This is a genomic window from Cupriavidus sp. KK10, from assembly GCF_018223725.1.
Classification (GTDB): Bacteria; Pseudomonadota; Gammaproteobacteria; order Burkholderiales; family Burkholderiaceae; genus Cupriavidus; species Cupriavidus necator.
In genome coordinates this window covers 6,106,160-6,130,995 of record NZ_CP073677.1, presented here as the reverse complement: position 1 = coordinate 6,130,995, position 24,836 = coordinate 6,106,160, and the positions used below count along the sequence as shown (strand labels likewise).

General features: G+C 64.9%; 20 protein-coding genes and 2 pseudogenes. 16 read left to right on the top strand and 6 right to left on the bottom strand.

Features of this window, described 5'->3' with window-relative positions:
- Nucleotides 1-2: 2 nt before the first annotated feature.
- Nucleotides 3-746 carry a lytic transglycosylase domain-containing protein gene (locus KB879_RS28530; RefSeq protein ID WP_013958050.1) on the top strand — a complete coding sequence of 248 codons (744 nt, stop codon included), beginning with the start codon at nt 3-5 and terminating at the stop codon, nt 744-746.
- On the top strand, nt 743-1,636 hold the full coding sequence (locus KB879_RS28525; protein ID WP_013958049.1) for a 2OG-Fe(II) oxygenase: 894 nt from the start codon (nt 743-745) through the stop codon (nt 1,634-1,636). The genes KB879_RS28530 and KB879_RS28525 overlap by 4 nt, the downstream gene beginning before the upstream one ends.
- Before the next feature lie 16 nt (nt 1,637-1,652).
- Here the strand turns inward: KB879_RS28525 and KB879_RS28520 are convergent, their stop codons facing one another.
- Nucleotides 1,653-2,087: a lytic polysaccharide monooxygenase gene (locus KB879_RS28520; protein ID WP_211980318.1), complete on the bottom strand. Its 435-nt coding sequence runs from the start codon at nt 2,085-2,087 to the stop codon at nt 1,653-1,655.
- On the opposite strand from KB879_RS28520, the gene KB879_RS28515 reads away from it, so the two are divergent.
- From KB879_RS28515 to KB879_RS28500, 4 genes and pseudogenes are all read left to right on the top strand, one after another.
- Nucleotides 2,080-2,490, top strand: a complete 411-nt coding sequence (locus tag KB879_RS28515; RefSeq protein ID WP_211980317.1) for a general secretion pathway protein GspG — start codon at nt 2,080-2,082, stop codon at nt 2,488-2,490. The genes KB879_RS28520 and KB879_RS28515 overlap by 8 nt on opposite strands.
- Nucleotides 2,465-2,856, top strand: a pseudogene (locus tag KB879_RS28510) (type II secretion system protein). The gene KB879_RS28515 and the pseudogene KB879_RS28510 overlap by 26 nt, the downstream one beginning before the upstream one ends.
- Entirely contained in the window at nt 2,828-3,310 is a 483-nt protein-coding gene (locus KB879_RS28505) for a type II secretion system protein (protein ID WP_211980316.1), read from the top strand. The pseudogene KB879_RS28510 and the gene KB879_RS28505 overlap by 29 nt, the downstream one beginning before the upstream one ends.
- Before the next feature lie 106 nt (nt 3,311-3,416).
- Nucleotides 3,417-4,031: a LysE family translocator gene (locus KB879_RS28500; RefSeq protein WP_211980315.1), complete on the top strand. Its 615-nt coding sequence runs from the start codon at nt 3,417-3,419 to the stop codon at nt 4,029-4,031.
- A 47-nt stretch (nt 4,032-4,078) separates the two neighbouring features.
- Here KB879_RS28500 and KB879_RS28495 read toward each other — a convergent pair whose 3' ends face one another.
- Both KB879_RS28495 and ffh read right to left on the bottom strand, forming a co-directional pair.
- Entirely contained in the window at nt 4,079-4,621 is a 543-nt protein-coding gene (locus KB879_RS28495) for a hypoxanthine-guanine phosphoribosyltransferase (RefSeq protein ID WP_013958044.1), read from the bottom strand.
- A gap of 54 nt (nt 4,622-4,675) precedes the next feature.
- Nucleotides 4,676-6,070, bottom strand: a complete 1,395-nt coding sequence (gene ffh / locus KB879_RS28490) for a signal recognition particle protein (RefSeq protein ID WP_013958043.1) — start codon at nt 6,068-6,070, stop codon at nt 4,676-4,678.
- Nucleotides 6,071-6,202: 132 nt separating this feature from the next.
- Here ffh and KB879_RS28485 point away from each other — a divergent pair, with 132 nt between their 5' ends.
- From KB879_RS28485 to KB879_RS28455, 7 genes are all read left to right on the top strand, one after another.
- Nucleotides 6,203-7,141 (top strand): inner membrane protein YpjD, encoded by a 939-nt coding sequence (locus tag KB879_RS28485; RefSeq protein WP_211980314.1) that lies wholly within the window; start codon nt 6,203-6,205, stop codon nt 7,139-7,141.
- A gap of 6 nt (nt 7,142-7,147) precedes the next feature.
- Nucleotides 7,148-7,453: a PP0621 family protein gene (locus KB879_RS28480; RefSeq protein WP_013958041.1), complete on the top strand. Its 306-nt coding sequence runs from the start codon at nt 7,148-7,150 to the stop codon at nt 7,451-7,453.
- The gene (locus KB879_RS28475) at nt 7,450-9,555 is read left to right on the top strand and encodes a sensor histidine kinase (protein WP_211980313.1); all 2,106 of its coding nucleotides are present in this window, start codon (nt 7,450-7,452) and stop codon (nt 9,553-9,555) included. Before KB879_RS28480 ends, KB879_RS28475 begins: the two co-directional genes overlap by 4 nt.
- A gap of 25 nt (nt 9,556-9,580) precedes the next feature.
- Nucleotides 9,581-11,203 carry a sigma-54 dependent transcriptional regulator gene (locus KB879_RS28470; RefSeq protein WP_211980312.1) on the top strand — a complete coding sequence of 541 codons (1,623 nt, stop codon included), beginning with the start codon at nt 9,581-9,583 and terminating at the stop codon, nt 11,201-11,203.
- On the top strand, nt 11,200-11,817 hold the full coding sequence (gene ampD, locus KB879_RS28465) for a 1,6-anhydro-N-acetylmuramyl-L-alanine amidase AmpD (protein WP_013958038.1): 618 nt from the start codon (nt 11,200-11,202) through the stop codon (nt 11,815-11,817). Before KB879_RS28470 ends, ampD begins: the two co-directional genes overlap by 4 nt.
- Nucleotides 11,818-12,310: 493 nt before the next feature.
- Nucleotides 12,311-15,244, top strand: a complete 2,934-nt coding sequence (locus tag KB879_RS28460) for a ribonucleoside-diphosphate reductase subunit alpha (RefSeq protein WP_211980311.1) — start codon at nt 12,311-12,313, stop codon at nt 15,242-15,244.
- 138 nt (nt 15,245-15,382) lie between these two features.
- Entirely contained in the window at nt 15,383-16,567 is a 1,185-nt protein-coding gene (locus tag KB879_RS28455; protein ID WP_013958036.1) for a ribonucleotide-diphosphate reductase subunit beta, read from the top strand.
- Between the two features lie 282 nt (nt 16,568-16,849).
- Here the strand turns inward: KB879_RS28455 and KB879_RS28450 are convergent.
- Nucleotides 16,850-17,411 (bottom strand): annotated as a pseudogene (locus tag KB879_RS28450) (MFS transporter); the annotation flags it as partial.
- Between the two features lie 93 nt (nt 17,412-17,504).
- Complete coding sequence (locus tag KB879_RS28445; RefSeq protein ID WP_211982337.1) at nt 17,505-18,845, bottom strand: D-serine ammonia-lyase; 1,341 nt, start codon at nt 18,843-18,845, stop codon at nt 17,505-17,507.
- A 98-nt stretch (nt 18,846-18,943) separates the two neighbouring features.
- Here KB879_RS28445 and KB879_RS28440 point away from each other — a divergent pair, with 98 nt between their 5' ends.
- Together KB879_RS28440 and dapA are read left to right on the top strand one after the other, a co-directional pair.
- Nucleotides 18,944-19,918: a LysR family transcriptional regulator gene (locus tag KB879_RS28440; RefSeq protein WP_211982334.1), complete on the top strand. Its 975-nt coding sequence runs from the start codon at nt 18,944-18,946 to the stop codon at nt 19,916-19,918.
- 318 nt (nt 19,919-20,236) lie between these two features.
- Complete coding sequence (gene dapA, locus KB879_RS28435; protein ID WP_013958029.1) at nt 20,237-21,133, top strand: 4-hydroxy-tetrahydrodipicolinate synthase; 897 nt, start codon at nt 20,237-20,239, stop codon at nt 21,131-21,133.
- Nucleotides 21,134-22,237: 1,104 nt separating this feature from the next.
- On the opposite strand, the gene KB879_RS28430 is transcribed toward dapA, so the two are convergent.
- On the bottom strand, nt 22,238-23,281 hold the full coding sequence (locus KB879_RS28430; RefSeq protein WP_041228469.1) for an SGNH/GDSL hydrolase family protein: 1,044 nt from the start codon (nt 23,279-23,281) through the stop codon (nt 22,238-22,240).
- Nucleotides 23,282-23,878: 597 nt separating this feature from the next.
- On the opposite strand from KB879_RS28430, the gene KB879_RS28425 reads away from it, so the two are divergent.
- Complete coding sequence (locus tag KB879_RS28425) at nt 23,879-24,724, top strand: GDSL-type esterase/lipase family protein (protein ID WP_249221206.1); 846 nt, start codon at nt 23,879-23,881, stop codon at nt 24,722-24,724.
- Nucleotides 24,725-24,836: the final 112 nt, after the last annotated feature.

The following is a 24,836-nucleotide window of genomic DNA, read 5'->3' as shown; positions in this document are numbered from 1 at the left end:
CCATGCGCGCCGCCCGCGGCATGACCGACGCCGCCCGCCGCTGCGCGGGCGGGTTGCTGCTGGCCCTGGCGGCCATGGCAGCCCACGCCGGCGCGCAAAAGGAAGAAGACCTGGCCGATTCCGTGCGCGGCGCGCTGGCCGCCGCCATCGCCGATGACCGGCCCACGCGGCCGGTATTTGCGTCCGGCGGCGAGCGCCTGGCCTACCTGAAATGGCTGGGCGAGATGTCCGCCCGCCTGGCCTCGCGCATCCCCGAGCCGCAGGTGCGTGTGGAACTGATCGAGGTGGCCTACTACGAGGCCAAGCGCGCCGGGCTGGAGCCCGCGCTGGTGCTGGGCCTGGTCCAGGTCGAAAGCAACTTCCGCAAGTACGCGATCAGCTCGGCCGGTGCGCGCGGGCTGATGCAGGTGATGCCGTTCTGGGTGCGCGCCATCGGCGACAGCGACCCGCGCAAGCTGTTTCACCTGCAGAGCAACCTGCGCTACGGCTGCACCATCCTGCGCTATTACCTGGACCGCGAGCAGGGCGACCTGTATCTGGCGCTGGGCCGCTACAACGGCAGCCGCGGCCGCCCCGAATACCCGAACGCGGTGCTGGCGGCGTGGAAGCGCTGGCAGTATTCCGAAGCCACGGTCACCGTGGCCGGCGATCCCGAGATCGCGCCGTCGCGCCCGCGCGCACCGGTGTCCGAGCCGCCTGCCCGCAACCCGTTCTCGTCGCAACGCGTCGCCGCCAATCCGTCATGATCCGCGAAGCCTCCGTTGCCGGCGGCAAGACCGGCTACACCGAATCCTCGCCCGAACTTGAACAATGGCTGGCCCGGCATATCGCCCAGGGCTTTGCCGCCGATGCGCTGGTGTTGTCGATGCTGCGCTCGGGCTATGACGAGGCCTTTGCGCGCCGGGCCGTGGCCTCGGCCTTTGCACAAGGCGCCGATGGCGCCGCGCCGGCCAGGCCCGCGCCGGCCCGCCCTGCCGCCACCGCCGGCACGCCCGCGGTCTACGCGGCCGATGGCGGCGACCGCCAGGTCCCGATCCTGTTCCGGCTGGCGTCGCCGCAGGTCCAGCTGTTCCAGCAACTGCTGACCGACGACGAGTGCGATGCCCTGGTGGCGCTGTCGCGCGGCCGCCTGGCGCGCTCGCCGGTGGTCAACCCCGATACCGGCGACGAGAACCTGATCGACGCCCGCACCAGCATGGGCGCGATGTTCCAGGTGGCCGAGCACGCCCTGATCGCGCGCATCGAGGCGCGCATCGCCGCCGTCACCGGCGTACCCGCCGAGCACGGCGAAGGGCTGCAGATCCTCAACTACAAGCCCGGCGGCGAGTACCAGCCGCACTTCGACTACTTCAACCCGCAGCGCCCGGGCGAGGCGCGGCAACTGTCCGTCGGCGGGCAGCGCATCGCCACCCTGGTGATCTACCTGAACACGCCCGAGGCGGGCGGCGCCACGGCGTTCCCGCGCGTGGGGCTGGAGGTGGCGCCGGTCAAGGGCAACGCGGTGTACTTCAGCTACCTGCTGCCCGACGGCACGCTGGACGAACGCACGCTGCACGCCGGCCTGCCGGTGGCGTCCGGCGAGAAGTGGATCGCCACCAAATGGCTGCGCGAACGCCCGTACCGCAGCGAGCGGTGAGCCACCCCATGGCCCGTTAGGGCGGCTCCGGCGCAGCGCCATGGCGCAATGCGCGCCGCACGGCCTCATCGTCCAGCCGCTGCATGCCGTGCATCCAGCCGCCGAGCAGCGTCAGCAACTCCAGCAGCGCATCGATGCGCGCCAGCAGGTGGGGGTCGTCCTCGGCCGCGCCGGCTTCCTGCCGCAGCGCGCGCAGGGCCCGCAGCGTGGCGTAGAACATCACGCGGATCTTGCCGCTCTGGGGCTTGATCGGGGTCTTGTGCCACTGCGTCGAGCGCACGTCGAGCCCCGCCTTCCTGAGGTCGCCGCCGCTGCACAGCGTGCAGTCCTTGATGGCTTGCTCGACCGAGGCCTGGCTGTAGTCCTGCGGGAACCCGGTGATCTCGTTCCATTGCTGGAAGGGATAGGCGCCGCTGCGCCGGAAGGCCTCGCGGCAAGCGGCATTGGGCACGCCCGAGCCGTCCGCCGAACTGACGGTGCGTCGCGCGCAGGAAAACGAGCTGCGCCGCGTACTGCGCGAGTTGCGCAAGGCCATCGACGACTACAAGGACGCGGCGGACGCCGGCAAGATCCAGCGCAAGGTCGGCGACAGCGGCTATCCGCCGTCGCTGGAAGCGCTGGCCGAGGGCGTGCCCGACGCCACCGATCCCGCCGGCGAGCGCCGCCTCTACTTCCTGCGGCGCCTGCCGCGCGACCCGCTGTGCGGCTGCCCCGATGAGCCCGCCGCGCGCAACTGGCGCCTGCGCAGCTACCAGAGCCCGCCCGACGATCCGCGCGAGGGGGGCGTTGTGTTCGACGTGATGTCGCGCAATAGCGGCGAGGCGCTGGATGGCAACCACTATGACCAGTGGTGACGGCATGCGCCGCCGCGGCTTTACGCTGATCGAGCTGCTGGTGGTGCTGGCCATTATCGCCACGCTGCTGTCGCTTGCCATGCCGCAGTACTTCCGCCAGCAGGACAAGGCGCGCGAGACCGTGCTGCGCCACAACCTGGTGACCTTGCGCAAGGCGCTGGACGATTACCGCGACGACCGTGGCAAATCCCCGGAATCGCTCGACGAGCTGGTGCAGCGCCGCTACTTGCGCGAGCTGCCGCTGGACCCGCTCACAACCGGCGCGACAGCTGGGTGTTCGAGCGCTCGCCCAAGGGCGGCATTGCCGACGTGCACAGCGGCGCGCCCGGCAAGGCGCATGACGGGACCGACTATGCAAGCTGGTGATCGGCACAGCCGCGGCTCCGTCTACATCGGCGCGCTGGTGGCGCTGGCTATCCTGGGCGTGATGCTGAGCCAGTTCGGCGTGCTGTGGGCCACGCAGGACCGGCGCGCGCGCGAGGCTGACCTGCTCGCGCACGGCAACGAGATCCGCCGCGCAATCGGCGCCTACTACGATGCCAACCCGGCCGGGCAGTACCCGAAGCGCCTTGATGAACTGGTGCTCGATCCGAGGCAGCCGGTGGTCGCGCGCTACCTGCGCCGGGCCTGGCGCGACCCGCTCCCGAAAGGCGGCGAGTGGGGCATCGTCCCCGGACCGGACAACGGCATCGTCGGCGTGTACAGCCAGGCCCCAGGCACCCCGCTTCGCGTGGGCAGCTTTACGCCGGCAAACGCAGGGTTTGCCGACAAGGGCAGCTACCAGGAGTGGATCTTTGTCCACCAGCCGGAAGCAAACTGACCGGCGGCCGGCGGCATCCCTGTATCGGCGTATTTCCGTCAAAGTGTACCGGTACTGTACCGTTTACTGACCGTAGACTGATTCCCTGAATGCCTTGGAGTCAGTCATGGAAGTATCACAACTCGCCGCCGGAACCGGTGTCTTTGCCGCGTTTGCCGGCTTTGCGCTGGTGTCGTCGATCACCCCTGGTCCCAATAACACGATGCTGCTCGCCTCGGGCGTGAACTTTGGCTTCGTGCGCACGGTGCCGCACCTGCTTGGCGTCAGCATTGGCTTTGCGCTGATGGTAGGGCTGGTCGGGCTCGGGCTGGGATCGCTGTTCCACGCCTTCCCGTGGACCTGGCAGGTGCTGCGCGTGGTGGCGACGGTCTACCTGATATGGCTGGCGTGGAAGCTGGCCACTGCCGGCGGCGTGCAGGACCAGCAGGCCAAGCGGCCGATGGGCTTCTGGGCCGCGGCGGCGTTTCAGTGGGTCAATCCCAAGGCGTGGGTGATGGCGGTGGGCGCGTGCAGCACCTACGTGCTGCACGGCAACCTGTTGCTCAACGTGCTGCTGCTGGCGGGGATCTTCGGGGTGGTCAACCTGCCCAGCGTGGCGATGTGGGCGCTGTGCGGCTCGGCGCTGCGGCGCTGGCTGGCGCGTCCGCGGGTGCTGCGCGCCTTCAATATCGGCATGGCCGTGCTGCTGCTGGCCTCGCTGTGGCCGATCCTGGGCGCCTGAGGATGGCGCCGGGGCAGGCACCCGGGCGGGTGCCTGTATTCAACTGATCAAACCAGCGCGCGGATCGAGTCCAGGTTGCGCCAGTATCCCTTGGCGTCCATGCCGCAGCCAAAGACATAGCGGTCCGGCACTGCAAAGCCGCAGAAGTCCGGATGCATGGGCTTGATCTTGGTCAGCGTCTTCTCGCACAGCACGGCGGCGTGGAATTCCCTGGCGCCCATGTCCATGATGCGCTCGCGGATGGCGGCCATGGTCTCGCCTTCATCCAGGATGTCGTCCAGCACCAGCACCACGCGATCCTTGACCGACTCGCGCGGGGCCACGCGCCACTGCATCTCGCCGCCCACGGTCTTGTTGTTGTAGCGCGAGAGGTGGATGTAGTCGAACTCCAGCGGGAAGGCCAGCTTGGGCAGCAGCATGCCGGTGAAGACCACCGCGCCGCCCATCACCGACAGCACCAGCGGGAAGGCATCGCCCATCTTGGCGGTGATTTCCGTGGCCATGCGGTCCAGCGACGCCTGGACTTCCGCGGCGGAGACGATTTCTTCGGAGTTGGCCCACAGCTCGCGGGCCTGTACGGCGCTCATCATGATGTCTTTCCTGTTCTTTTGCGGGGGAGGCAAGTCGAGGTGCGCAGACGGATTCTAGCGGTTGAAGAGACCCTTCATGCCGCCCTTCATCGCGCCCATCTGGCGCATCATCTTCATCATGCCGCCGCCCTTGAGCTTCTTCATCATGGACTGCATCTGGTCGAACTGGTTGAGCAGGCGGTTCACTTCCTGCACCGGCACGCCGGCGCCCGCGGCAATGCGGCGCTTGCGGCTGGCCTTGATCAGCTCGGGCTTGGCGCGCTCGGTGGGCGTCATGCTGTTGATGATGCCTTCCATGCGGGCCACCTGCTTCTCGGCCTGGTCCATGTTGGCGCCCTGCGCCTGCTGGGCGAACTGCGCCGGCAGCTTGTCGACCAGGCTGCCCAGGCCGCCCATCTTCTTCATCTGGCCGATCTGGGCCTTGAAGTCTTCCAGGTCGAAGTCGCCGGTCTTCTTGATCTTCTTGGCCAGCTTCTCGGCCGCTTCCATGTCCACGCCGCGCTGGGCTTCCTCGACCAGCGCGAGGATGTCGCCCATGCCCAGGATGCGCTGGGCCATGCGGTCGGGGTAGAAGGGCTCCAGGCCGTCCAGCTTTTCGCCGACGCCGACGAACTTGATCGGGCGGCCAGTGATATGGCGCACCGACAGTGCGGCACCGCCGCGCGCATCGCCGTCCAGCTTGGTCAGCACCACGCCGGTCAGCGGCAGGGTGTCGTTGAAGGCCTTGGCGGTGTTGACGGCGTCCTGGCCCAGCATGGCGTCGACCACGAACAGGGTTTCGGCGGGCTTCAGCTCCGCGTGCAGCGCGGCGATTTCCTGCATCATCAGCTCGTCGATACCGAGCCGGCCGGCCGTGTCGACGATCAGCACGTCGTGGTAGTGCTTGCGCGCCCAGTCCACCGCCGCGCGGGCGATGTCCACCGGCTTCTGGTCCGGCTGTGACGGGAAGAAGTCAGCGCCGACTTGCTCGGAAACCGTCTTCAGCTGCGCGATAGCGGCGGGGCGGTAGACGTCGCACGAGACCGTCAGCACCTTCTTCTTTTTGTTTTCCTTGAGCCACTTGGCCAGCTTGCCCACGGTGGTGGTCTTGCCGGCGCCCTGCAGGCCGGCCATCAGGATGATGGCGGGCGGCTGCACGGCCAGGTTCAGCTCGGCTTCCTTGTTGTTGCCGCTGGCCGCGTCGGCGCCGCCGATCACGGCGGTCAGCTCGCGCTGGACCACGCCGACCAGGGCCTGGCCCGGGGTGAGGCTGCTGACAACCTCCTCGCCCATGGCCTTTTCCTTCACGCGGGCAACGAATTCGCGCACGACCGGCAGCGCCACGTCGGCTTCGAGCATGGCAAGGCGCACTTCGCGCAGCATCTCGGCAGTGTTGGCCTCGGTCAGGCGCGCCTCGCCGCGCATGGTCTTGACCACACGCGCCAGGCGTTGAGTGAGATTGTCCAGCATGGCAGGAATCGGGGGAGAAGTCGGAGCAGGGCTCGGGGCTGAAATTCGGAGGCAGTCTGGCACACGGGGCGCGCCTGGAACACCTGTTCAACCGGCCGCCACCGTCCGTGGGCACTAAGGTAAACTGCGTAAATGGTCATTGTACTGTATGCCCTGACGGCACTTCTCTATTGCGGCCTGGCCTATCACGGCTGGGCCACGCGCCATCCACGCGTTGCCACCGCTGCCGGCCAGGCAGGGGGGGCGACCTCGGCCGTGCTGGTGGCCGGCGGTGGCCCCATCCCCCCGGTAGGCGGCGCGCATGGCGAAGGGCGCCCGGCCTGGTGGCACGTGCTGATGCTGGCGGCGCTGGCCAGCCACGGCTTGCTGCTGCATGAAACCATCTTCCCGGCCGAGCGCATGATGTTCGGCTTTGCCTTTGCGCTGTCGGCCATGCTGTGGCTGGGCGTGGGCATCTACTGGATAGAAAGCTTCTTCTTCTCGCTGGCGGGCCTGGGGCTGATCGTGATCCCGGTGGCGCTGGTAGCCAGCCTGATGCCCCTGGCCTTCCCCGGCTCGCAGATCCTGGGCTACGCGGCGCGGCCGCTGTTCAAGCTGCATTTCATCATCGCCAACGTGGCCTACGGGCTGTTCACGCTGGCGGCGTTCCACGCCTTCCTGATGCTCCTGGCCGAACGGCGCCTGCACGGCTTCCGGCACGCGCCCGCGCGGCCGCCGGAGCAGCAACCCAGCGAATGGCTGGGCCGCTGGCTTGACCTGCTGCCGCCGCTGCTGACGCTGGAGAAGCTGCTGTTCCGGCTGATCGGCGCCGGCTTTGTGCTGCTGACGCTGACCATCGGCTCGGGCCTGCTGTTCTCTGAAGAGCTGTTCGGCCGCGCCTTCCGGCTGGACCACAAGACGGTGTTCGCGCTGATCTCGTGGGCCATGTTCGGCGGCATCCTGGCCGGGCGCATCTTCCGCGGCTGGCGCGGCAAGGTGGCGCTGCGCTGGGTCATCGCCTCGTTCGGCATCCTGCTGCTGGCCTATGTCGGCAGCCGTTTCGTGATTGAAGTCGTCCTGCATCGTCTCTGATCTTCCATGGCACGTATCCTGATCCTGCTGGCCGTGGTGCTGGGCGTCATCTGGTGGCTGCGCGCCCGCGCCGAGGCCCGGCTGGCTGAACACCGCGCACGCCAGGCCCGCCAGGCCGGCGAGCGCACTGGCGCAGCCGGCCCGGCCGACGACGCCACCGCCGAACCCATGGTCCAGTGCGCCCAGTGCGGCGTGCACCTGCCGCAGGGCGAGGCCATTGCCTGGCGCGGCCTGCACTACTGCCGCCGCAGCCATCTGCCTGACGAGAGTCGGGCTGAAGGCGGTGACGGCAGCAGCGGCCCCCGCCCGTGACAGAGCCGGCGTCGTCGGGCTGGCAGCGGCTGAACGCCTGGCGCGGCCTGGCCCAGCTGTGGCGCCAGCCCGAACCGCCTGACTTCCACTGGCGCCTGCTGCGCTATTTCTGCTGGACCCGCGTGGCCGTGGGCCTGCTGCTGGTCGGCTTTGCGCTGATGCGGCGCGGCGAGCCGGCATCCATCACCGCCGTCACGAAAGCGATCCCGCCCGTGCCGTTCGACCTTGGGGCCCTGGGCGGCATCGAGCACGCGGCGGCCATGACCATCGCCGTGCCCTATCTTGGCATTGCCTTGGCGATGCTGGCCGGCACGCTGTGGCGCCGGCACTTCCATCTGCGCGTGCGGGTGCAGGTGCTGGCCGACCTGGCCCTGCTGGCGCTGGTCTTCAGCGTGCTGGGGCGGGGCGGGCAGGCCGAGGGCCTGGCCATGATCTTCCTGCTGCCGGCGCTGGAAGCCGGCGCGCTGACCAGCCTGCTGTTCGCGCTGTTTGCCGCTTCGATCTCCGCGCTGGTGGTGATGAGCGGGCCCTTCATGCACACCATCCTGCTGCGCCAGGCCGATGCCGGGCTGCTGGGCTCGGGCCTGTTCGGGCTGGTGTTCATGATCGCGGCGCTGCTGATGTATATGCTGGCCAACCGCCAGATCGCGCAGGAGCGGCTGGCGCTGGCGCGCGAGCAGGAGCTGCGCCTGCAGCAGCTGGTCAACCGGCTGATGGTCAACGATATGCAGGACGGCGTGATGCTGGTGCGCGCCAACGGCGCGGTGGTGGCGGCCAACCCCGCGGCGGTGGTGCTGCTGGGCGTGCAGCCGCATGAGCGCATCTACTCACGCCGGCTGGGTGGTGCGGCAGGGCAGGGCGGCGAAGCCGTGCTGTTCGACCTGCGCCGCATCCCGCGCCTGCAGCCGCTGATGGAGATGCTGCGCGACTGGCTGCACAGCAAGGACGACGTGCCGCGCATCCTGCAGCTGCTGCCGATGGCGTCCGGCACCGCGCTGGCAGACGGCACCATGCAGCACACCCGGCTGCGGCTGCGCTTTGTGCTGCCGGGGCTGGCAGGTTTGCGTTCGACCATGGCGCATGGCCGCACCGTGCCGGCCACGCTGGATACGGCCGCCTGGAGCGAACTGTCGCCCGAAGCCGCCGGCCGCCTGCGCCTGGCCATCGCCCAGAACGAGGCCATGGCCTGGTCGCAGGAGGATGAGGCCCTGTTGCGCAACGAGATGCGCGACACCGTGCTGGTCCACATCGAAAGCTGGGAACGCATCGCCGAGCAGGTGCAGCAGGAAAAGCTGGCCGCCATGGGCCGGCTGGTGGCCAGCATCGCGCACCAAATCCGCAACCCGCTGGCGGCGATCAGCCAGGCCAGCGAGCTGCTGGGCGATTCCGGCCGGCGCGACCCCGCCGCCCAGGACCATGGCGGCGCCGATGTCGATATCGACGCCCGCCTGCTGCGCATCATCAACGACAACGTGCGCCGGCTGGACCAGGTGGTGTCAGACGTGCTGCAGATGTCGCGCCGCCCGCGCACCGGCCGCAGCACCGTGCACCTGGCGCAGGCGCTGCCCGAGATCGTCGAGCGCTGGCGCGCCGAAATGCGCTCGCGCCGCCCGCGCGCCGGCGAGACCCGCCCGGCGGGCCGGGCCGACATCAACGCCAATGCCATCCGGCTGACCGTGGACGTGGCCCAGCCGGTGGTGTTCGACGCCTCGCAGCTGCAACAGGTACTGGGCAACCTGCTGGACAACGCCTGGCGCTACTGCAGCCGGCTGCCGGGCTCGATCCGGCTGTTGGCGCATGCGCTGGACCAGCACCATGCCGAGCTGATCGTCTGGAACGACGGCGCCGAAGTCGCGCGCGAGCACCAGCGCAGCCTGTTCGAACCGTTTTTCACCAGCAACGCCCAGGGCACCGGGCTGGGCCTGTTCATGGCGCGCGAGCTGTGCGGCGCCAATGACGCCCAGGTGCGCTACGGCGCCATCGCCTTGCCGGCGCTGCTCGAGCGCACCGGCATGCTGGCCCCCGCCGCGCGCGATACACTGCCGACCAAGGCTTTCGTGCTGACGCTGCGCATCGAGAGTGCCGATGCGGCCGCCGCCTGACCTGTCCCAACCCAGCCACCACCTCATGCCACCCCGAATGCCCCGAGCGCCCGACCCCATCCTGGTCATCGACGACGAGGCCGACCTGCGCGAGCTGCTGGACATCTCGATCCGCCGCATGGGCCATGACGTGGTGCTGGCCGGCTCCCTGGCCGAGGCGCGCGAGAAGCTGGCACAGGGCCGCTACAGCCTGGTGCTGACCGACATGCGGCTGGGCGACGGCCTGGGTATAGAGATCGTGCGCCAGCTGTCGGCCGCGCCGGAGCGCATCCCGGTGGCGGTCATCACCGCCTATGGAAGCGCCGACAACGCCGTGGAAGCACTCAAGGCCGGCGCCTTCGACTACATCGCCAAGCCGGTCTCGTTGGAGCAGCTGCGCAGCCTGGTGCTGAACGCGCTGGGCCGCCAGCAACGCGACAGCACCGATGCCGAAGCCGCCGCGGCCGAGCAGGCCGCCGACCGCGCCGCGGCCCTGCTGCCCGGCCATTCCGCCGCCATGCAGGAGGTTCGCCGCTCGCTGTCGCGGCTGGCGCGTAGCATGGCGCCGGTGGTGATCAGCGGCGAATCCGGCAGCGGCAAGGAGCGCGCCGCGCGCGCCATTCACGCCACCAGCGGGCGGGCCGCGCATCCCTTTATCGCCGTCAACTGCGGCGCCATCCCCGAGAACCTGATGGAGTCCGAGTTCTTCGGCCATGTCAAAGGCGCCTTCACCGGTGCCGACGGGGAGCGCGGCGGCTTCTTCCAGGCCGCCAACGGCGGCACGCTGCTGCTGGACGAGGTGGCCGACCTGCCGCTGCCGATGCAGGTCAAGCTGCTGCGCGCGCTGCAGGAGCGCCGCGTGCGCAAGATCGGCGCCAGCCGCGAAGACGCCGTCGACGTGCGCGTGATGTGCGCCAGCCACAAGGACCTGGCCGCGATGGTGGCGGCCGGGCAGTTCCGGCAGGACTTGTACTACCGCCTGAACGTGCTGGCGCTGCGCATGCCCACGCTGCGCGAGCGCGGTGAAGACATCCCGGTGCTGGCGCGCGCCATCCTGGACCACCTGGCGGTGCGCTACGGCGACCCGCGCCCCAAGCGGCTGTCGCCGGCGGCGCTGCAACGGCTGGTGGCCTATCCCTTCCCGGGCAACGTGCGCGAGCTGGAGAACCTGCTGGAGCGCGCCTACGCCTTTGCCGAGAGCGAAGAGATCGAGCCGGCCGATCTGGGCCCGCTGGACGCCGGTGCCGAACGGGCCGGGCTGATGCATGCCCCCGCGCCGGCGATGGCGCCTAACTATTACGCACCCTGGGGTGCCGCAGGCATGTGGGCGCCGGTGCCGCCGGCCGCCGCGCCCGCGCCGGCCCTGGCAGAGCCGCCGCCCGTGGCACCGACCCCAGCCAGCGCGCCCGAACCCGAGCCCGCCGGCGACCCCGCCGAACGTGCCTGCCGCGGCATCGTCTTCCCGATCGACCTGCCGGCCAGGCTGGAAGCCGTGGAGCGCGAGCTGATTCTGCAGGCGCTGGCGCAGACCAACTTCAATCGCACCGCGGCCGCGCCGCTGCTGGGCCTGAACCTGCGCCAGCTGCGCTACCGCATCCAGCAACTGGGCATCCGCGAAGCCATGGACGCCGCCGACCGCAGCGCCGTGGAAGGCGAGGGCACGCCATGAGCAAGCCTGAGCACCGCTACCTGCCCGATGCCGACGGCTGGGTCCCCGCCGCGCGCCGCGTGCCGTCGCCCAATTTCGATGAGCGCCCGGCCGGCATGCCGGTGGACCTGGTGGTGCTGCACAACATCAGCCTGCCGCCCGGCCAGTTCGGCAGCGGCGACATCGAGGCCTTCTTCCAGAACCGGCTCGATCCCAATAAGCACCCGTTCTTTGCCACCATCCACCAGGTGCAGGTGTCCGCGCACTTCCTGGTCACCCGCGAGGGTGAACTGGTGCAGTTCGTCCCGTGCACGCAGCGGGCCTGGCACGCCGGGCAGTCAGACTTCTTCGGCCGCGCCCGCTGCAACGATTTTTCCATCGGCATCGAGATCGAGGGCTGCGACGACCTGCCGTTCACCCTGGCCCAGTACGACACCGTGGCCGCGCTGGTGCCCGCGCTGCTGGTCGCCTACCCGGTGCGCGCGATTGCCGGCCACAGCGACATCGCCCCGGGGCGCAAGACCGATCCCGGCCCGCATTTCGACTGGGCGCGCTTCGCCAGGCAGGCGGGCGTGGCGCCGGGCATGTTGCCCTACCAGTGCCCTGGCGCGGCTGGCCAGGTGACGAATTCTTAACGTCATTCCCCATGCCCGTGCGCCCCGTTCCGGCGCACATGCCCTACCTCGGCCTGGGGCTATCGCAACCTCGCAACAATCAAAAAAATTTTTGTGAAATGTGCAGTTGCGAACGGTCTGGCGAAAACCCTTGCGAGTATTAGGGTTGCGGGCATGTGGCGCTGCCGCATCGGCGCAACCGCCTCCGAAATAGCGCTTGTCAAGACTGGTCATTCGGATTCGTTTCACTATACTTAGCCCAGTTTCACGCGTCACACACTATATCTAGTAGTCAAACCGGGGAGCCGGCCCAAGGGCGAGTCAGGGATCACGAAGTTCGTGCATCGTCTCGAAACCGCCCGCTAAGGCCAGCGAATCACAAGAGTCCCTGGCGAAATGTTCACGTAAAGGCAGTCTGTCCGCCCTGACTTCACGCCGGGAGGGACGTTCTTTTCGCCGCATTTCGCCAGGGACTCTTTTGTCTCTTATTTCCAGGGTAAAAACAGGAGTTCTCATGCAAACGGCCCAGAACGAAATCACCACGGGTGGCGCCGCCGCCGGTATTGCACCGACCGCGCAGCAGACCCCCGCCAACGCCGCCAATACGAACTACCCGGATCACAAGATCATTCGACGCAACGGCGCCGTGGTGGCTTTCGAGCCGTCCAAGATCGCCGTTGCCATGACCAAGGCCTTCCTCGCCGTGAACGGCGGGCAGGGCGCTGCGTCCGCGCGTGTGCGCGAGATCGTCGAGCAACTGACTGACAACGTCGTGCGCGCACTGGTGCGCAGCCGCCCCAACGGCGGCGCCATCCATATCGAAGACGTGCAGGACCACGTGGAACTGGCGCTGATGCGCTCGGGCGAGCATGAAGTGGCCCGCGCCTATGTGCTGTACCGCGAGAAGCGCAAGGACGAGCGCGCCCAGGCCAACGCCCAGGCCGTGGCCCGCGTGCAGGAAGGCGGCATCTCGGTCAACGTGACCGATGGCGGCGTCACGCACGTGCTGGACATCGCCGCGCTGCACGCCCTGATCGACAATGCCTGCAGCGGCCTTGGCAATGCAGTGAGCGCCGAGCCGATCCTGAAGGAAACCCTGAAGAACCTGTACGACGGCGTACCGATGACGCAGGTGTACGACTCCGCCATCCTGGCCGCGCGTACCCTGATCGAAAAGGACCCGGACTACAGCCAGGTCACCGCCCGTATCCTGCTGCACACCATCCGCAAGGAAATCCTGGGCACCGAAGTGACCCAGGCCGAGATGTCCAGCCGCTACGCCGAGTACTTCCCCAAGTTCATCGCCCGCGGCATTCAAGCCGAACTGCTGGACGAGCAACTGGCCACCTACGACCTGGCCCGCCTGGGCGCGGCGCTGGACGCCGGCCGCGACTTCCAGTTCAACTACCTGGGCCTGCAGACCCTGTACGACCGCTACTTCCTGCATATCGATGAAACCCGCATCGAAATGCCGCAAGCCTTCTTCATGCGCGTGGCCATGGGCCTGGCGCTGAACGAGAAGGACCGTGAAGCGCGCGCCATCGAGTTCTACCAGCTGCTGTCGTCGTTCGACTTCATGTCGTCCACGCCGACCCTGTTCAACTCCGGCACCCGCCGCTCGCAGCTGTCGTCGTGCTACCTGACCACCGTCTCGGACGACCTGGAAGGCATCTATGAAGCGCTGAAGGAAAACGCGCTGCTGTCCAAGTTCGCCGGCGGCCTGGGCAATGACTGGACCAACGTGCGCGCACTGGGCTCGCACATCAAGGGCACCAACGGCAAGTCGCAAGGCGTGGTGCCGTTCCTGAAGGTGGTCAACGACACCGCCGTGGCGGTGAACCAGGGCGGCAAGCGCAAGGGCGCCGTCTGCGCCTACCTGGAAACGTGGCACCTGGACATCGAAGAATTCCTGGAACTGCGCAAGAACACCGGCGACGACCGCCGCCGCACCCACGACATGAACACGGCCAACTGGATTCCGGACCTGTTCATGAAGCGCGTGATGGAAGCCGGCGAATGGACCCTTTTCTCGCCCGCCACCTGCCCGGACCTGCACGACAAGGTCGGCAAGGAATTCGAAAAGGCCTACCTGGGCTATGAAGCCAAGGCCGCCAGCGGCGAACTGAAGCTGTTCAAGAAGCTGCCGGCGCTGCAACTGTGGCGCAAGATGCTGGGTATGCTGTTCGAGACCGGCCACCCGTGGATCACCTTCAAGGATCCGTGCAACATCCGCAGCCCGCAGCAGCACGTGGGCGTGGTGCACAGCTCCAACCTGTGCACGGAAATCACGCTCAATACCAATGAGAGCGAGATCGCCGTGTGCAACCTGGGCTCGGTCAACCTGGTCGCCCACATGACCAAGCAGGCCGACGGCACCTACGCGCTGGATCACGCCAAGCTGCAGAAGACCGTGCGCACCGCCATGCGCATGCTCGACAACGTGATCGACATCAACTACTACGCCGTGGACAAGGCGCGCAATTCCAACCTGCGCCACCGTCCGGTCGGCATGGGCATCATGGGCTTCCAGGACTGCCTGCACGTGCTGCGCACGCCGTACTCCAGCGACGCCGCCGTCAAGTTTGCCGATACCTCGATGGAAGCGGTGTGCTACTACGCCTACAAGGCTTCGACCGAGCTGGCCGAAGAGCGCGGCCGCTACAGCACCTATGAAGGCTCGCTGTGGGACCGTGGCATCCTGCCGCAAGACTCGCTCAAGCTGCTGGCCGAAGAGCGCGGCGGCTACCTGGACGTGGACCTGTCCAGCACGATGGACTGGGACGCGCTGCGCGCCCGCATCAAGCAGCACGGCATGCGCAACTCGAACTGCATCGCGATCGCCCCGACCGCGACCATTTCGAACATCATCGGCGTGTCGGCCTGCATCGAGCCGACCTTCCAGAACCTGTACGTCAAGTCCAACCTGTCGGGCGAGTTCACCGTGGTCAACGACTATCTGGTGCGCGACCTGAAGGAGCGCGGCCTGTGGGACGAGGTGATGGTTGCCGACCTGAAGTACTTCGACGGCTCGCTGTCGCGCATCGACCGCATCCCGCAAGACCTGCGCGACATCTACGCCACCGCGTTCGAAGTGGAGCCGACCTGGCTGGTGGAAGCCGCCAGCCGCCGCCAGAAGTGGATCGACCAGGCCCAGTCCCTGAACATCTACATGGCCGGCGCCTCGGGCAAGAAGCTGGACGACACCTACAAGCTGGCCTGGCTGCGCGGCCTGAAGACCACCTACTACCTGCGCACCATGGCTGCGACGCACGTGGAGAAGTCCACCGTGTCGCGCGGCTCGCTGAACGCAGTGTCGTCGGGCAGCGACAGCGGCTCCGCCCTGGACGCAGCCGCAGCATCGGCCCCGGCCATGCCGGAAGCCGAAGGCGCGGTCTGCACGATGCGCCCGGGCGACCCTGGCTTTGAAGAGTGCGAAGCCTGCCAATAACGTAAGAGAGTAAAAGCCACCCCCGCCCCTCTCCCGCTTGCGGGAGAGGGGCGGGGGTGAGGGCCGGCGCCACCACGAAGTGAAGCGTCAAATCCGACCAAACCGCCGCCCCCAAATCGAATCACGGAGAACCACATCATGCTGAGCTGGGACGACGACGTTCAAGCCACCCCGCAGGCCGCACCGCAGCCTGCCCTGCAACCCGCTGTTGCCGCCACGGCCGACCAGCAAGGCGTACTGCCGCCGGCCGCCACGCAGCCCGGTATCCTGGGCGACAATCCCAACGCCGCCGCCGCGCAAAGCAACCGCCGCGTCAATGCCGCCGACAAGCGCGTGATCAACGGCTCGACCGACGTCAACCAGCTGGTGCCGTTCAAGTACAAGTGGGCGTGGGAAAAATACCTGGCCGGCTGCGCCAACCACTGGATGCCGCAGGAAATCAACATGTCCCGCGACATCGCCCTGTGGAAAGACCCCAACGGCCTGACCGAAGACGAGCGCCGCATCATCAAGCGCAACCTCGGCTTCTTCGTCACCGCCGACTCGCTGGCCGCCAACAACATCGTCCTGGGCACCTACCGCCAGATCACCGCGCCGGAATGCCGCCAGTACCTGCTGCGCCAGGCCTTTGAAGAGGCCATCCACACCCACGCCTACCAGTACATCGTGGAGTCCCTCGGCCTGAACGAAGCCGAGATCTTCAACGCGTACCACGAAGTGCAGTCGATCCGCGACAAGGACGAGTTCCTGATCCCGTTCATCGACACCCTGACCGACCCGTCGTTCAAGACCGGCACGCCGGAAAACGACCAGAAGCTGCTGAAGAGCCTGATCGTGTTCGCCTGCATCATGGAAGGGCTGTTCTTCTATGTGGGCTTTACGCAGATCCTGGCGATGGGCCGGCAGAACAAGATGACTGGTGCTGCCGAGCAGTATCAGTACATCCTGCGCGATGAGTCGCTGCACTGCAATTTTGGTATCGACCTGATCAACCAGATCAAGCTGGAGAACCCGCATCTGTGGACGGCGGAGTTCAAGGCTGAGATTACTGAGCTGTTCAAGAAGGCGGTGGATCTGGAGTATCGCTATGCGGAGGATACGATGCCGCGTGGGGTGTTGGGGTTGAATGCGCCGATGTTTAAGGGGTATCTGCGGTTCATTTGCAATCGTCGTTGCCAGCAGATTGGGTTGGATCAGTTGTTCGCGAATGAGGAGAATCCGTTCCCGTGGATGAGTGAGATGATCGATCTGAAGAAGGAACGCAACTTCTTCGAGACTCGCGTTATTGAGTATCAGACGGGTGGGGCGTTGAGCTGGGATTGAGGCAGTAGATATATGCTAAGTGACAAAGAATGGGAGCAACTCGCTCCCATTTTTTGTTTGCGCATTGGCGCCTTCACGAGAGGAGCAAGCACAAGGGAAGGGCATGCGCGTCGTGCAATTTGAAATTTCGAAGCCAACAGACGATTCGGCCTTGGAAGATATGTGCGCCCGCATCTATGGCGAGGTGCTCAACGACCCACTTCCAAAGATAAACGGTCGAAGAGGACACTCAGGGCGGGATTGACGTGTTTGTGAATTCGTCGTCAGGCCGTATTTCACGCCGATCGCCAGCGGGAGCGTCGGCAGGGCTTCGAGCACAAACACCCATTGCCAGCCGGCGTGACCGCCGACCAGGTGAAAGCGCTCCAGGATCCAGTCCGACAAAGGGCTGCCGAGCAAGCCGGCGATTGGAATGCCCGCCTGAAATATGGCAGTGACTTTAGCGCGGCGGCGATTCGGAAACCAGTACGTCAGATAGAGGATTACGCCGGGGTAGAAGCCGGCTTCGGCGACGCCGAGCAGGGAAGCGTACCGTGTAGAACTGCAATGGTGTCGTGACAAATGCCATGACTCCTGAGAGCAGGCCCCAGGAGATCATGATGCGGGCAATCCAGCGTCGCGCGCCGACACGATGCATGATTAGGTTGCTCGGTACCTCGAACAGCATGTAGCCGATAAAGAACAGCCCTGCGCCGAGCCCATAGGCCGCCTCGCTGAATTGCAGGTCGGCCAGCATGTTGAGCTTGGCGATGCCGATATTCACGCGATCGCGATACGCGACGACGTAGCACAGCATCAGGAACGGGATGAAGCGCAGGGCGACCTTGCGATAGGTGGCGTCTTCAAATGCGTAAGTGTCAGGCCGCCCCTGAACATCGGGCGATGCTGCTCCATGAAAGTGTCTCCTTGTATTGTGGGGGGCGCGACGACGAGAGGGTCAGGCTGCCTGTTGCATCGCGCCAGAAGCATGGCCGGCCAGTGTTGCGGCGTAATCCTGGAACCGGCGAAGCTCCTCGGGCGGGACGAGCGAGCCGCCGGTGGCCCAGATCACATGCGTGGCGTCGTGCATGTGCAATCCGTGATCGCGCACATACGCCTGGCCCTCGGGCGAGCGACGCAGCCAGCCCGGGCCTCCGATGCCGGCGGCCGCTGACGGCTCGACTTCCACGCCCATCGACGTCTTGAGCGCGAGCAACTGAACGTAGAGTTGATCGTCGGGGACGGTGAACACGCCGGCGAGTTGGGAAGCCATCAACGGGCTGACCAGATGGGATGCCTGGCCGACGGCGAGGCCATCGGCGTCGGTCCGGTTATCCAGGCCGATGTCGTAGACGGATACGGGAGCTTGCGCACCTGAGGCCAACTGCACCAGTACGCATGGCGAGGCCACGGGCTCGGCGAAGAAACAGTGCACATGCTCGCCGAACAGTGCCTTGAGCCCGTAAGTGATACCACCGGGTGCGCCGCCGACACCGCAGGGCAGATAGATGAAGAGCGGATGCGCGGCATCCACGACGCGGCCGGCTTCGGCCAGCTGGCGCGCCAGGTGGCGTGCCGCGGCAGCGTATCCGAAGAAGAGCAGGGCGGAGCGCTCGTCATCAACAAAATGGCAGCGCGGCGCTGCCAGCGCCTGGTCCCGGCCAGCTGCCACTGCTTCAGCGTAGTCGCCTTCATGTTCCACGACGCGTACGCCGCGTTTGCGCAGGCGGTCCTTCTTCCACGCCTTGGCGTCCGCGGACATATGTACAACCGCATCGAACCCGAGAGCAGCCGCCATCACGCCGATGCTCAAGCCGAGGTTGCCCGTGCTGCCGACCGTTACCGAGTATTGCGAGAACAGCGCGCGCGCTGCCGCCGTCGCCAGCAGGCGGCGATCACCCGCAGGCTTCAGGACACCGTGCTCGATCGCGATAGATTCGGCAATCGCCAGCACTTCATGAAAGCCGCCGCGAGCCTTGATGGAACCTGCAATCGGCAGTTCGTCGTCCCGCTTGATGAACCATGCCCCCTCGGCGCCATCGTTGCCGACGATCGCGTGTTGGAGTGCGGTGGCCGGCATCAATTGCGATTCCACTTGCCCATGGCTTGACCCCAGTTCGGGAAACAGCGTCGCCATGAGTGGTGCACAGCGCGCAAGGCGCGCCTCGGCCGATGCGATCAGTTCCGTCGATGGGGCGGAAGCCGGCAGGGGTTGCCCCAGCCTCGGATTCAGCCAAAGCAGCGGCTGTCTCGATTGAAGTATTTCTAATAGATCACGAGTGAGCGGCAGGGTGGCCATCACGTCCTTCTCCAAGGAATTCCTTATGAACCGTGATCGTAGACGCTGTAATCGTGCAAAAATAGCGATCGTTTCTAACGCATGCATTAGTCAGGCTAATACGAATGCAGCTCGATTCCTCTGTTCTCGGCGCGTTGCGGTGTTTCGAAGCCGCGGGGCGCTTGCTGAGCTTTACCAAGGCCGCCGAATCGCTGAGCCTCACCCAAAGCGCGGTGAGCCAGCAGATTCGCCATCTGGAAGACCGTCTCGGCTACATGCTCTTCGTGCGCCAGCCGCGCAACTTGAAACTGACGCCAAAGGGTGAGGCTATGTTCGAGACGACCACGCGCGCACTGCACGAGATTCAGCAGACGATCCAGCGACTCGGCCTGCCAAATGCGCCTTTGCAGGTCAATTGCCTGCCGTCGTATGCGCTGCAATGGCTGATGCCGCGCCTGACTGAGTTCCACCGCGAGCAGCCGGACGTATCCGTGCGCCTGAAAGCCGAGTTCCAGGCCCTGGACAGGCAATCGATGGAGGCGGAAGACATTGACGTGGCAGTGCGTTACGACCCCGTCCGCTACAGCCAGTTGCAAGCTGACGTTTTGCTGGACGAGTTCCTGATTCCGGTGGCCACACCCGAGTACCTCACCCAGCATCCTGGGCTATCTGACGGGGCTTCGCTCGACGGCGTCGTGTTGCTGCATGACGCATCGCCATGGGTCGGCGCAGCCGAGTTTGTGGAATGGCGGACATGGCTTGAGGCCTTTCACCCGACATGGATTGGGCATCTGGAGGGGCCGCAGTTCAATCTGTCGAGCCTTGCCATCAGCGCGGCGTTGAACCACCAGGGGGTGGCGATGGGGCGTACGGCCCTGGTCTATGACGAGATCAGGAGCGGACGGCTGGTGAATGTCTTCGGCAAGCACGTACGCGCGCCGGCGCGCTACATGCTGCTTTCTCGTAATCCTGAGGATAGGCGCGTGATCATTTTCTCGACGTGGCTCAAGGCAGAGTGTGCGCGCTTCGATACCGCGCGAATGGAGTTGCTTTCGCTGGATGGAGTACCGCGAAGAGCCAGGTTGGGGCGTTGATTCGATAGCCCCTTGGAAGAGAGCCCTCCCAGGCCAGGCTTGACGAGCTTGCCGAGAAGCGGATAGATTGACGCAACCATGAGCCGCCGCCCCGCCTCCCTCTCTCTTGATCTCACTGCGAACCAGCCGCAGTGGGGCGCGCGCGCCAAATCCAAAAAACAGTCGCTCATCTGACCGGAGCGTGCTGTTCCGTCAGTTGAGCGACGGAACAGCATCAGTGTAGAAGACGGTCTGCCAATCCCTCCCTTGCCGTCTTGAGCGCATCTTGCTCCGTCGCTTGCCTGCGCGGTTTCCGAATCGGTCGATCCGGAGCATGCAATGCAAGAAGTGGATTATCTCTATCGTGGTATCTGGCTACCCCTGGTCACCCCTTTTCGCAACCATGAGGTGGATCACGTCGCGCTGCGGCGGCTAGTGGCCCATTACCGCGGTAGCGGCTTGGCGGGGTTGGTGGTGTGCGGGAGCACCGGCGAAGCCGCCGCGCTCGATGAGGCGGAACAGTTGGCCGTCCTGGATACCGTGCTGGCCGAGGCCGGGGAACTGCCGGTCATGATGGGCTTGGCTGGCAACAATCTTCGGGATGTGTTGAGCCGTCTGGACAGGATTGGCGAGCGTCCGCTGGCGGGGGTCTTAGCGCCTGCACCGTACTACATAAGACCGTCGCAGGAAGGATTGAAGGGATACTTTCGCGACCTGGCCGATAGATCTACGGCACCGCTGGTGCTGTATGACATCCCCTACCGAACCGGTGTGACGCTGAGCGCCGAAACGCTGCTCTCGTTGGCGAACCACGGCAATATTCGAGGTATCAAGGACTGCGGCGGTAACGCTGAAACTACACAGGCGTTGATCGCCGATGGCCGCCTAGCTGTCCTTTCGGGAGAGGACCACCAACTGCTTGCCACGCTGTGCATGGGCGGTCAGGGCGCAATCGTTGCGTCAGCGCACATTCGGCCTGATCTCTTCTCGGCGTTGTGGCGCGCTGTGGCTGAGCAGCGTCTGAGCGTCGCGCGCCACCTTTTCCATGCCTTAATTCCCCTGATTCGACTCATGTTTGCAGAACCTAACCCAGGTCCGGTCAAGACATTACTGGCCAGGCATGGCTGGCTGTCTGATGAACTGCGTTTGCCAATGACGTCGGCTTCAACCGCGCTCGCCGAGCAATTGGCAATTGCATGTGACGCGTTGGATTCAGTACGTGCGAATGCGTTGTAATTGCGCAGGCTAGAGGTAGGCGTACGGTCACTGCCGTATGCCTGCCATGTTCAAGGCAGAAGTTCGGCAGAGGCGTGTCTCGGTGAGAGCTGCGCGTATGAAAGGCACCACAGCACCAGATGCGGGGGAAAGTTGCCCGCAAATACACTATGCGCACCGGTTCAGCCAGCCAGGCGGTACCGCTCGGGTGCATGCAGGAAATCCAACCTTTTCTCCACAGGAAAACAGAGGTATTCCAACAACTCACGGGCATGAAGCGTGGATATCACCGTCCCGCATCGCGAGAGCCGCGTAACTCCGCTCAAGCGCGGAAATTTCGACCTCATTTTAGGACGTGGCCTACAGCCGGCACTACGCACGTAGCTTATAGATCTTCAGTTCAATGACGAACGAGGAGAACTATGGTTGACGTTCGCTGCGCGCTACGAAATGGAGACGCGACCAGTACCGGAGGCATGCGTGAGCTCCTGGCTGCGTTCCTATACCCCTTTCAGCTGTCGGAAAAAGACACAACAGTCGATGTCATACATATGCAGTATGTCTGCGGAGAGTGCCACGTACAGTATCGAGTGCTAAAGGCTGGCGACGCGAACGGCCAGACACATGCCAGAACGTTCGGCAACGAGAGCGATACCCCGATGCGGTTTATCGGATGGGATGTTGTCGTGCTGCACAAGGGGTCTGACAAACCGCTGCTCAAATATCGGAATGTCAGCGCCTTGTCTGCCGAGGCTTGCGCAAGTCCCGTGCTTCGCCTGAGGGGGCAATTCAAACGTAAGCTGCTCTACACGTTTCTTTATTCCGGAGGCCGGTACGATGGCATATATTTTGATGCGCACACCGCTTCCATCGTGCCGCAAGACCGCCATGGCTGTAAGGCGAATGGCGGGGCATCGATACGATAGCCGTTCATCTGTAGCGCTCCGATGATCCGCCGGGCCGGTTCTCCAGTCGCGCCCGACATGCTCGCGAGGTTATGCGGCGAATCCGCAATTGTTTGTGCCGCGATAAGTGGGGGGGGGGCTGGGTCGAGGCCGCGATGCGTGCCGTTGTCGGTGCGCAACTAAAGTATGTGGAACGATCGATTTGCCCCCATCCGCTCTCCTATTTGCTCGCCGCCTGCACTGCCTGCTCCACCAGCGTCGCAAACAGCGCATGAAGATGCGTGGTCGGATGGACCTCATCAGCAAACATATAGGTCTGATCAGCGTCCGGCACCGTGTAGGTCTTCGGTGAGCAGAACAGCGAACTCACTTCGATCTCCTTGGACAGAAGCTGCAGGTTGCAGCCGGTCCCGGTATTGCTGACCTGGAATCCCTTCTCCTTGAAATGGGCAAGGACATCGTTGATGAAGCCGAACTGATCAATGTTGATGACCTGGTTCTGGATGCCTGCAGTCTGGAGCGCGTTCGTCAACGCAGAATTGAAGGTGAGCGTCATCCCGGTGAGAAGGGACCCGAGGCTGTTGTCGCTGACCCCCAACGGCGACACGCCGATATTGCCAACGTTTGAGACAACGACATGCTTGGCACCGGATTGGAGGATCTTTCCGACGATTGCCGCCAATTGCTGCGCGGCAAGCGTCACGGCCTGATTCGCATCACCAAGTGTCTCACTTCCTCCTACAACCGCGTCGGCGTGGATCAGGATATCACTGCCGCCTCCCTGGACAAGAACAAGCTGGCCGTCATTGAAGTTGCCGTGCGCTGAAAGGTGGTTTTGCAGCTGCGTTGCAATCGGCACCGTCAACGCGCCGAGTCCATTCGCCTTGAAGTTGATGCCATTGGGATCCGTTACACGGGCGCCTCCCTGGGCGTAACCCAATCCGTCTGCGTGATTCCGCACTGGCGCACCATAGCCACCGGTTTGCGCCGCGGTCAGTGTCCCGCCGAAGAAGTTTGCAACATCCTGGGTCCACACCTGCCCAGGGTTGGTGGTGAAACGCCCGCCGCCGACCAGTTGCGCAACTGGCGCATAGGTTCCTACATCAGAAATGCTGTCGCCAAACGACACCACCTGGAATTGGAGAGGCGGATTGACAGCTGGTTTCCCGTCGTCACCTCCGCCGCAGGCGGCGAACAGTGCCACAGTGACACATAGAAGCCCTGAGCGGACGAGATCGAAAAGGGATTGATGGCGTGCTTTCATGGGAACCGTCCAATGGTAAGTGCCCCAGTCGTTCGCGCCCATCAAGGCGCCAATGGAGTGAAACGCGCTTGTATGACGTAACAGACAAAGAAACCGCCCCTTTACTGTCAGTCAGCAAAGTCTTTACGCGCGCTTGCTCGACTTCCCAGGCCTGGAACCGCAGCCTCGACAGTTGCCTTGTCACTAGCGGGGCAATCGAACTCTGTTTAGTACAAAGCTATTGGGTTTCACGGGAAAGGCAAGTGGAATAGAAGCAGGCAGCAGCCAGGGCGTTGCGAGCCGCAGGCGTTTGCCCAACGACTGCTAAACGCTGTGTACAGGTGGAGCCCCGGCTGCCACCAGGGACGCTCGATGCGCCGTGTAAATAATGCTCGCTGCACGTGCGAGATGTTTCATGACTGAAGCATTGTTAATTCCGTGCAGACCAGACTTCAAGCGCGATGACTTGGTATTGCCATGGCAGCGCCTACGATTTCCTTCAACGACGGCTGATGACCGGCCAGGCGGGTTTGGAAAGTTGTCGAGAGTAGAGCGAGATGTGCGATGCCGGGATCAGCTGAACGCCCCAACCGACTCAAGCCAGTGCAGTCCTTTGAGATGATGCGCGAAGGCGCGCCGATGCTCGGCGACTTCAGCCTGCAATGCCTGGCCCAGGGGGACTCCTGGTTCTCCATTAATACGTTGAGGCCGTTTAGCGGCTCAAATCTGCTGATGAACATGTGGCTGTCGCGCAGCGCCATCGCCGTGGATTGCGCGGATCCTGGCGATACCCTGGCGCATATGCTCGACAGCCGCCTGGATCCCCTGTTCTACAGTTTCCTCGTCGGTCCGCACGACCAGGCCTGGAGCGTCATCCTGTTGTCCGGTGGCGGCAATGACCTGATCGACGCCATCCAGACCACGCCGAACGATGCCAACGGCCATCGCAGGCCGCCCAACGACAGACTGCTGTTGACCGAAGATGAATGGGATGGCCCTGACGCGATCAGTACATTTATCTCCCGACCGGGCTGGATTGCATTCACACGGTATATGCTGGACCAGTACCGAGCCCTGGATTTCTTGCGCCGGATCAGCGCGCAGAACCAGAACACGCCGATCATCACGCACACCTACGACTACGCCACGCCGCGCAACAGCGGTGCGGGGCTGGGCCGTGGGCCATGGTTGTTTCCGGCGCTGCAGGTTTATGGCATTCCCGAGGGAAATTGGATTGACCTGGCCAATGAATTCACCGACCGACTTGCCGATGAAGTCATTCGCCAGGCCGGTATCCCGAATTTTCATGTGGCCGAGACGCGCGACACGCTGGACCCGGCCGGGACCGACGACGATGGCGCCACGGCAGACTGGGAGAACGAGATTCACCCGACTGCGGACGGCTACGGAAAGCTCGGGGTAAAGTTCGTCGACAAGATCGCGGAGGTTCTCCATATTCCCTGAGCGAAAGCTCGCAGTTCCACCGTCGACGCGTGGTCTGGTCTGCCAGTCACGCCGGACACCCTCGCGAGGGTTGCGCGGGAAATCCGCAGTTGCTGACGCCGCTTGATAAGTG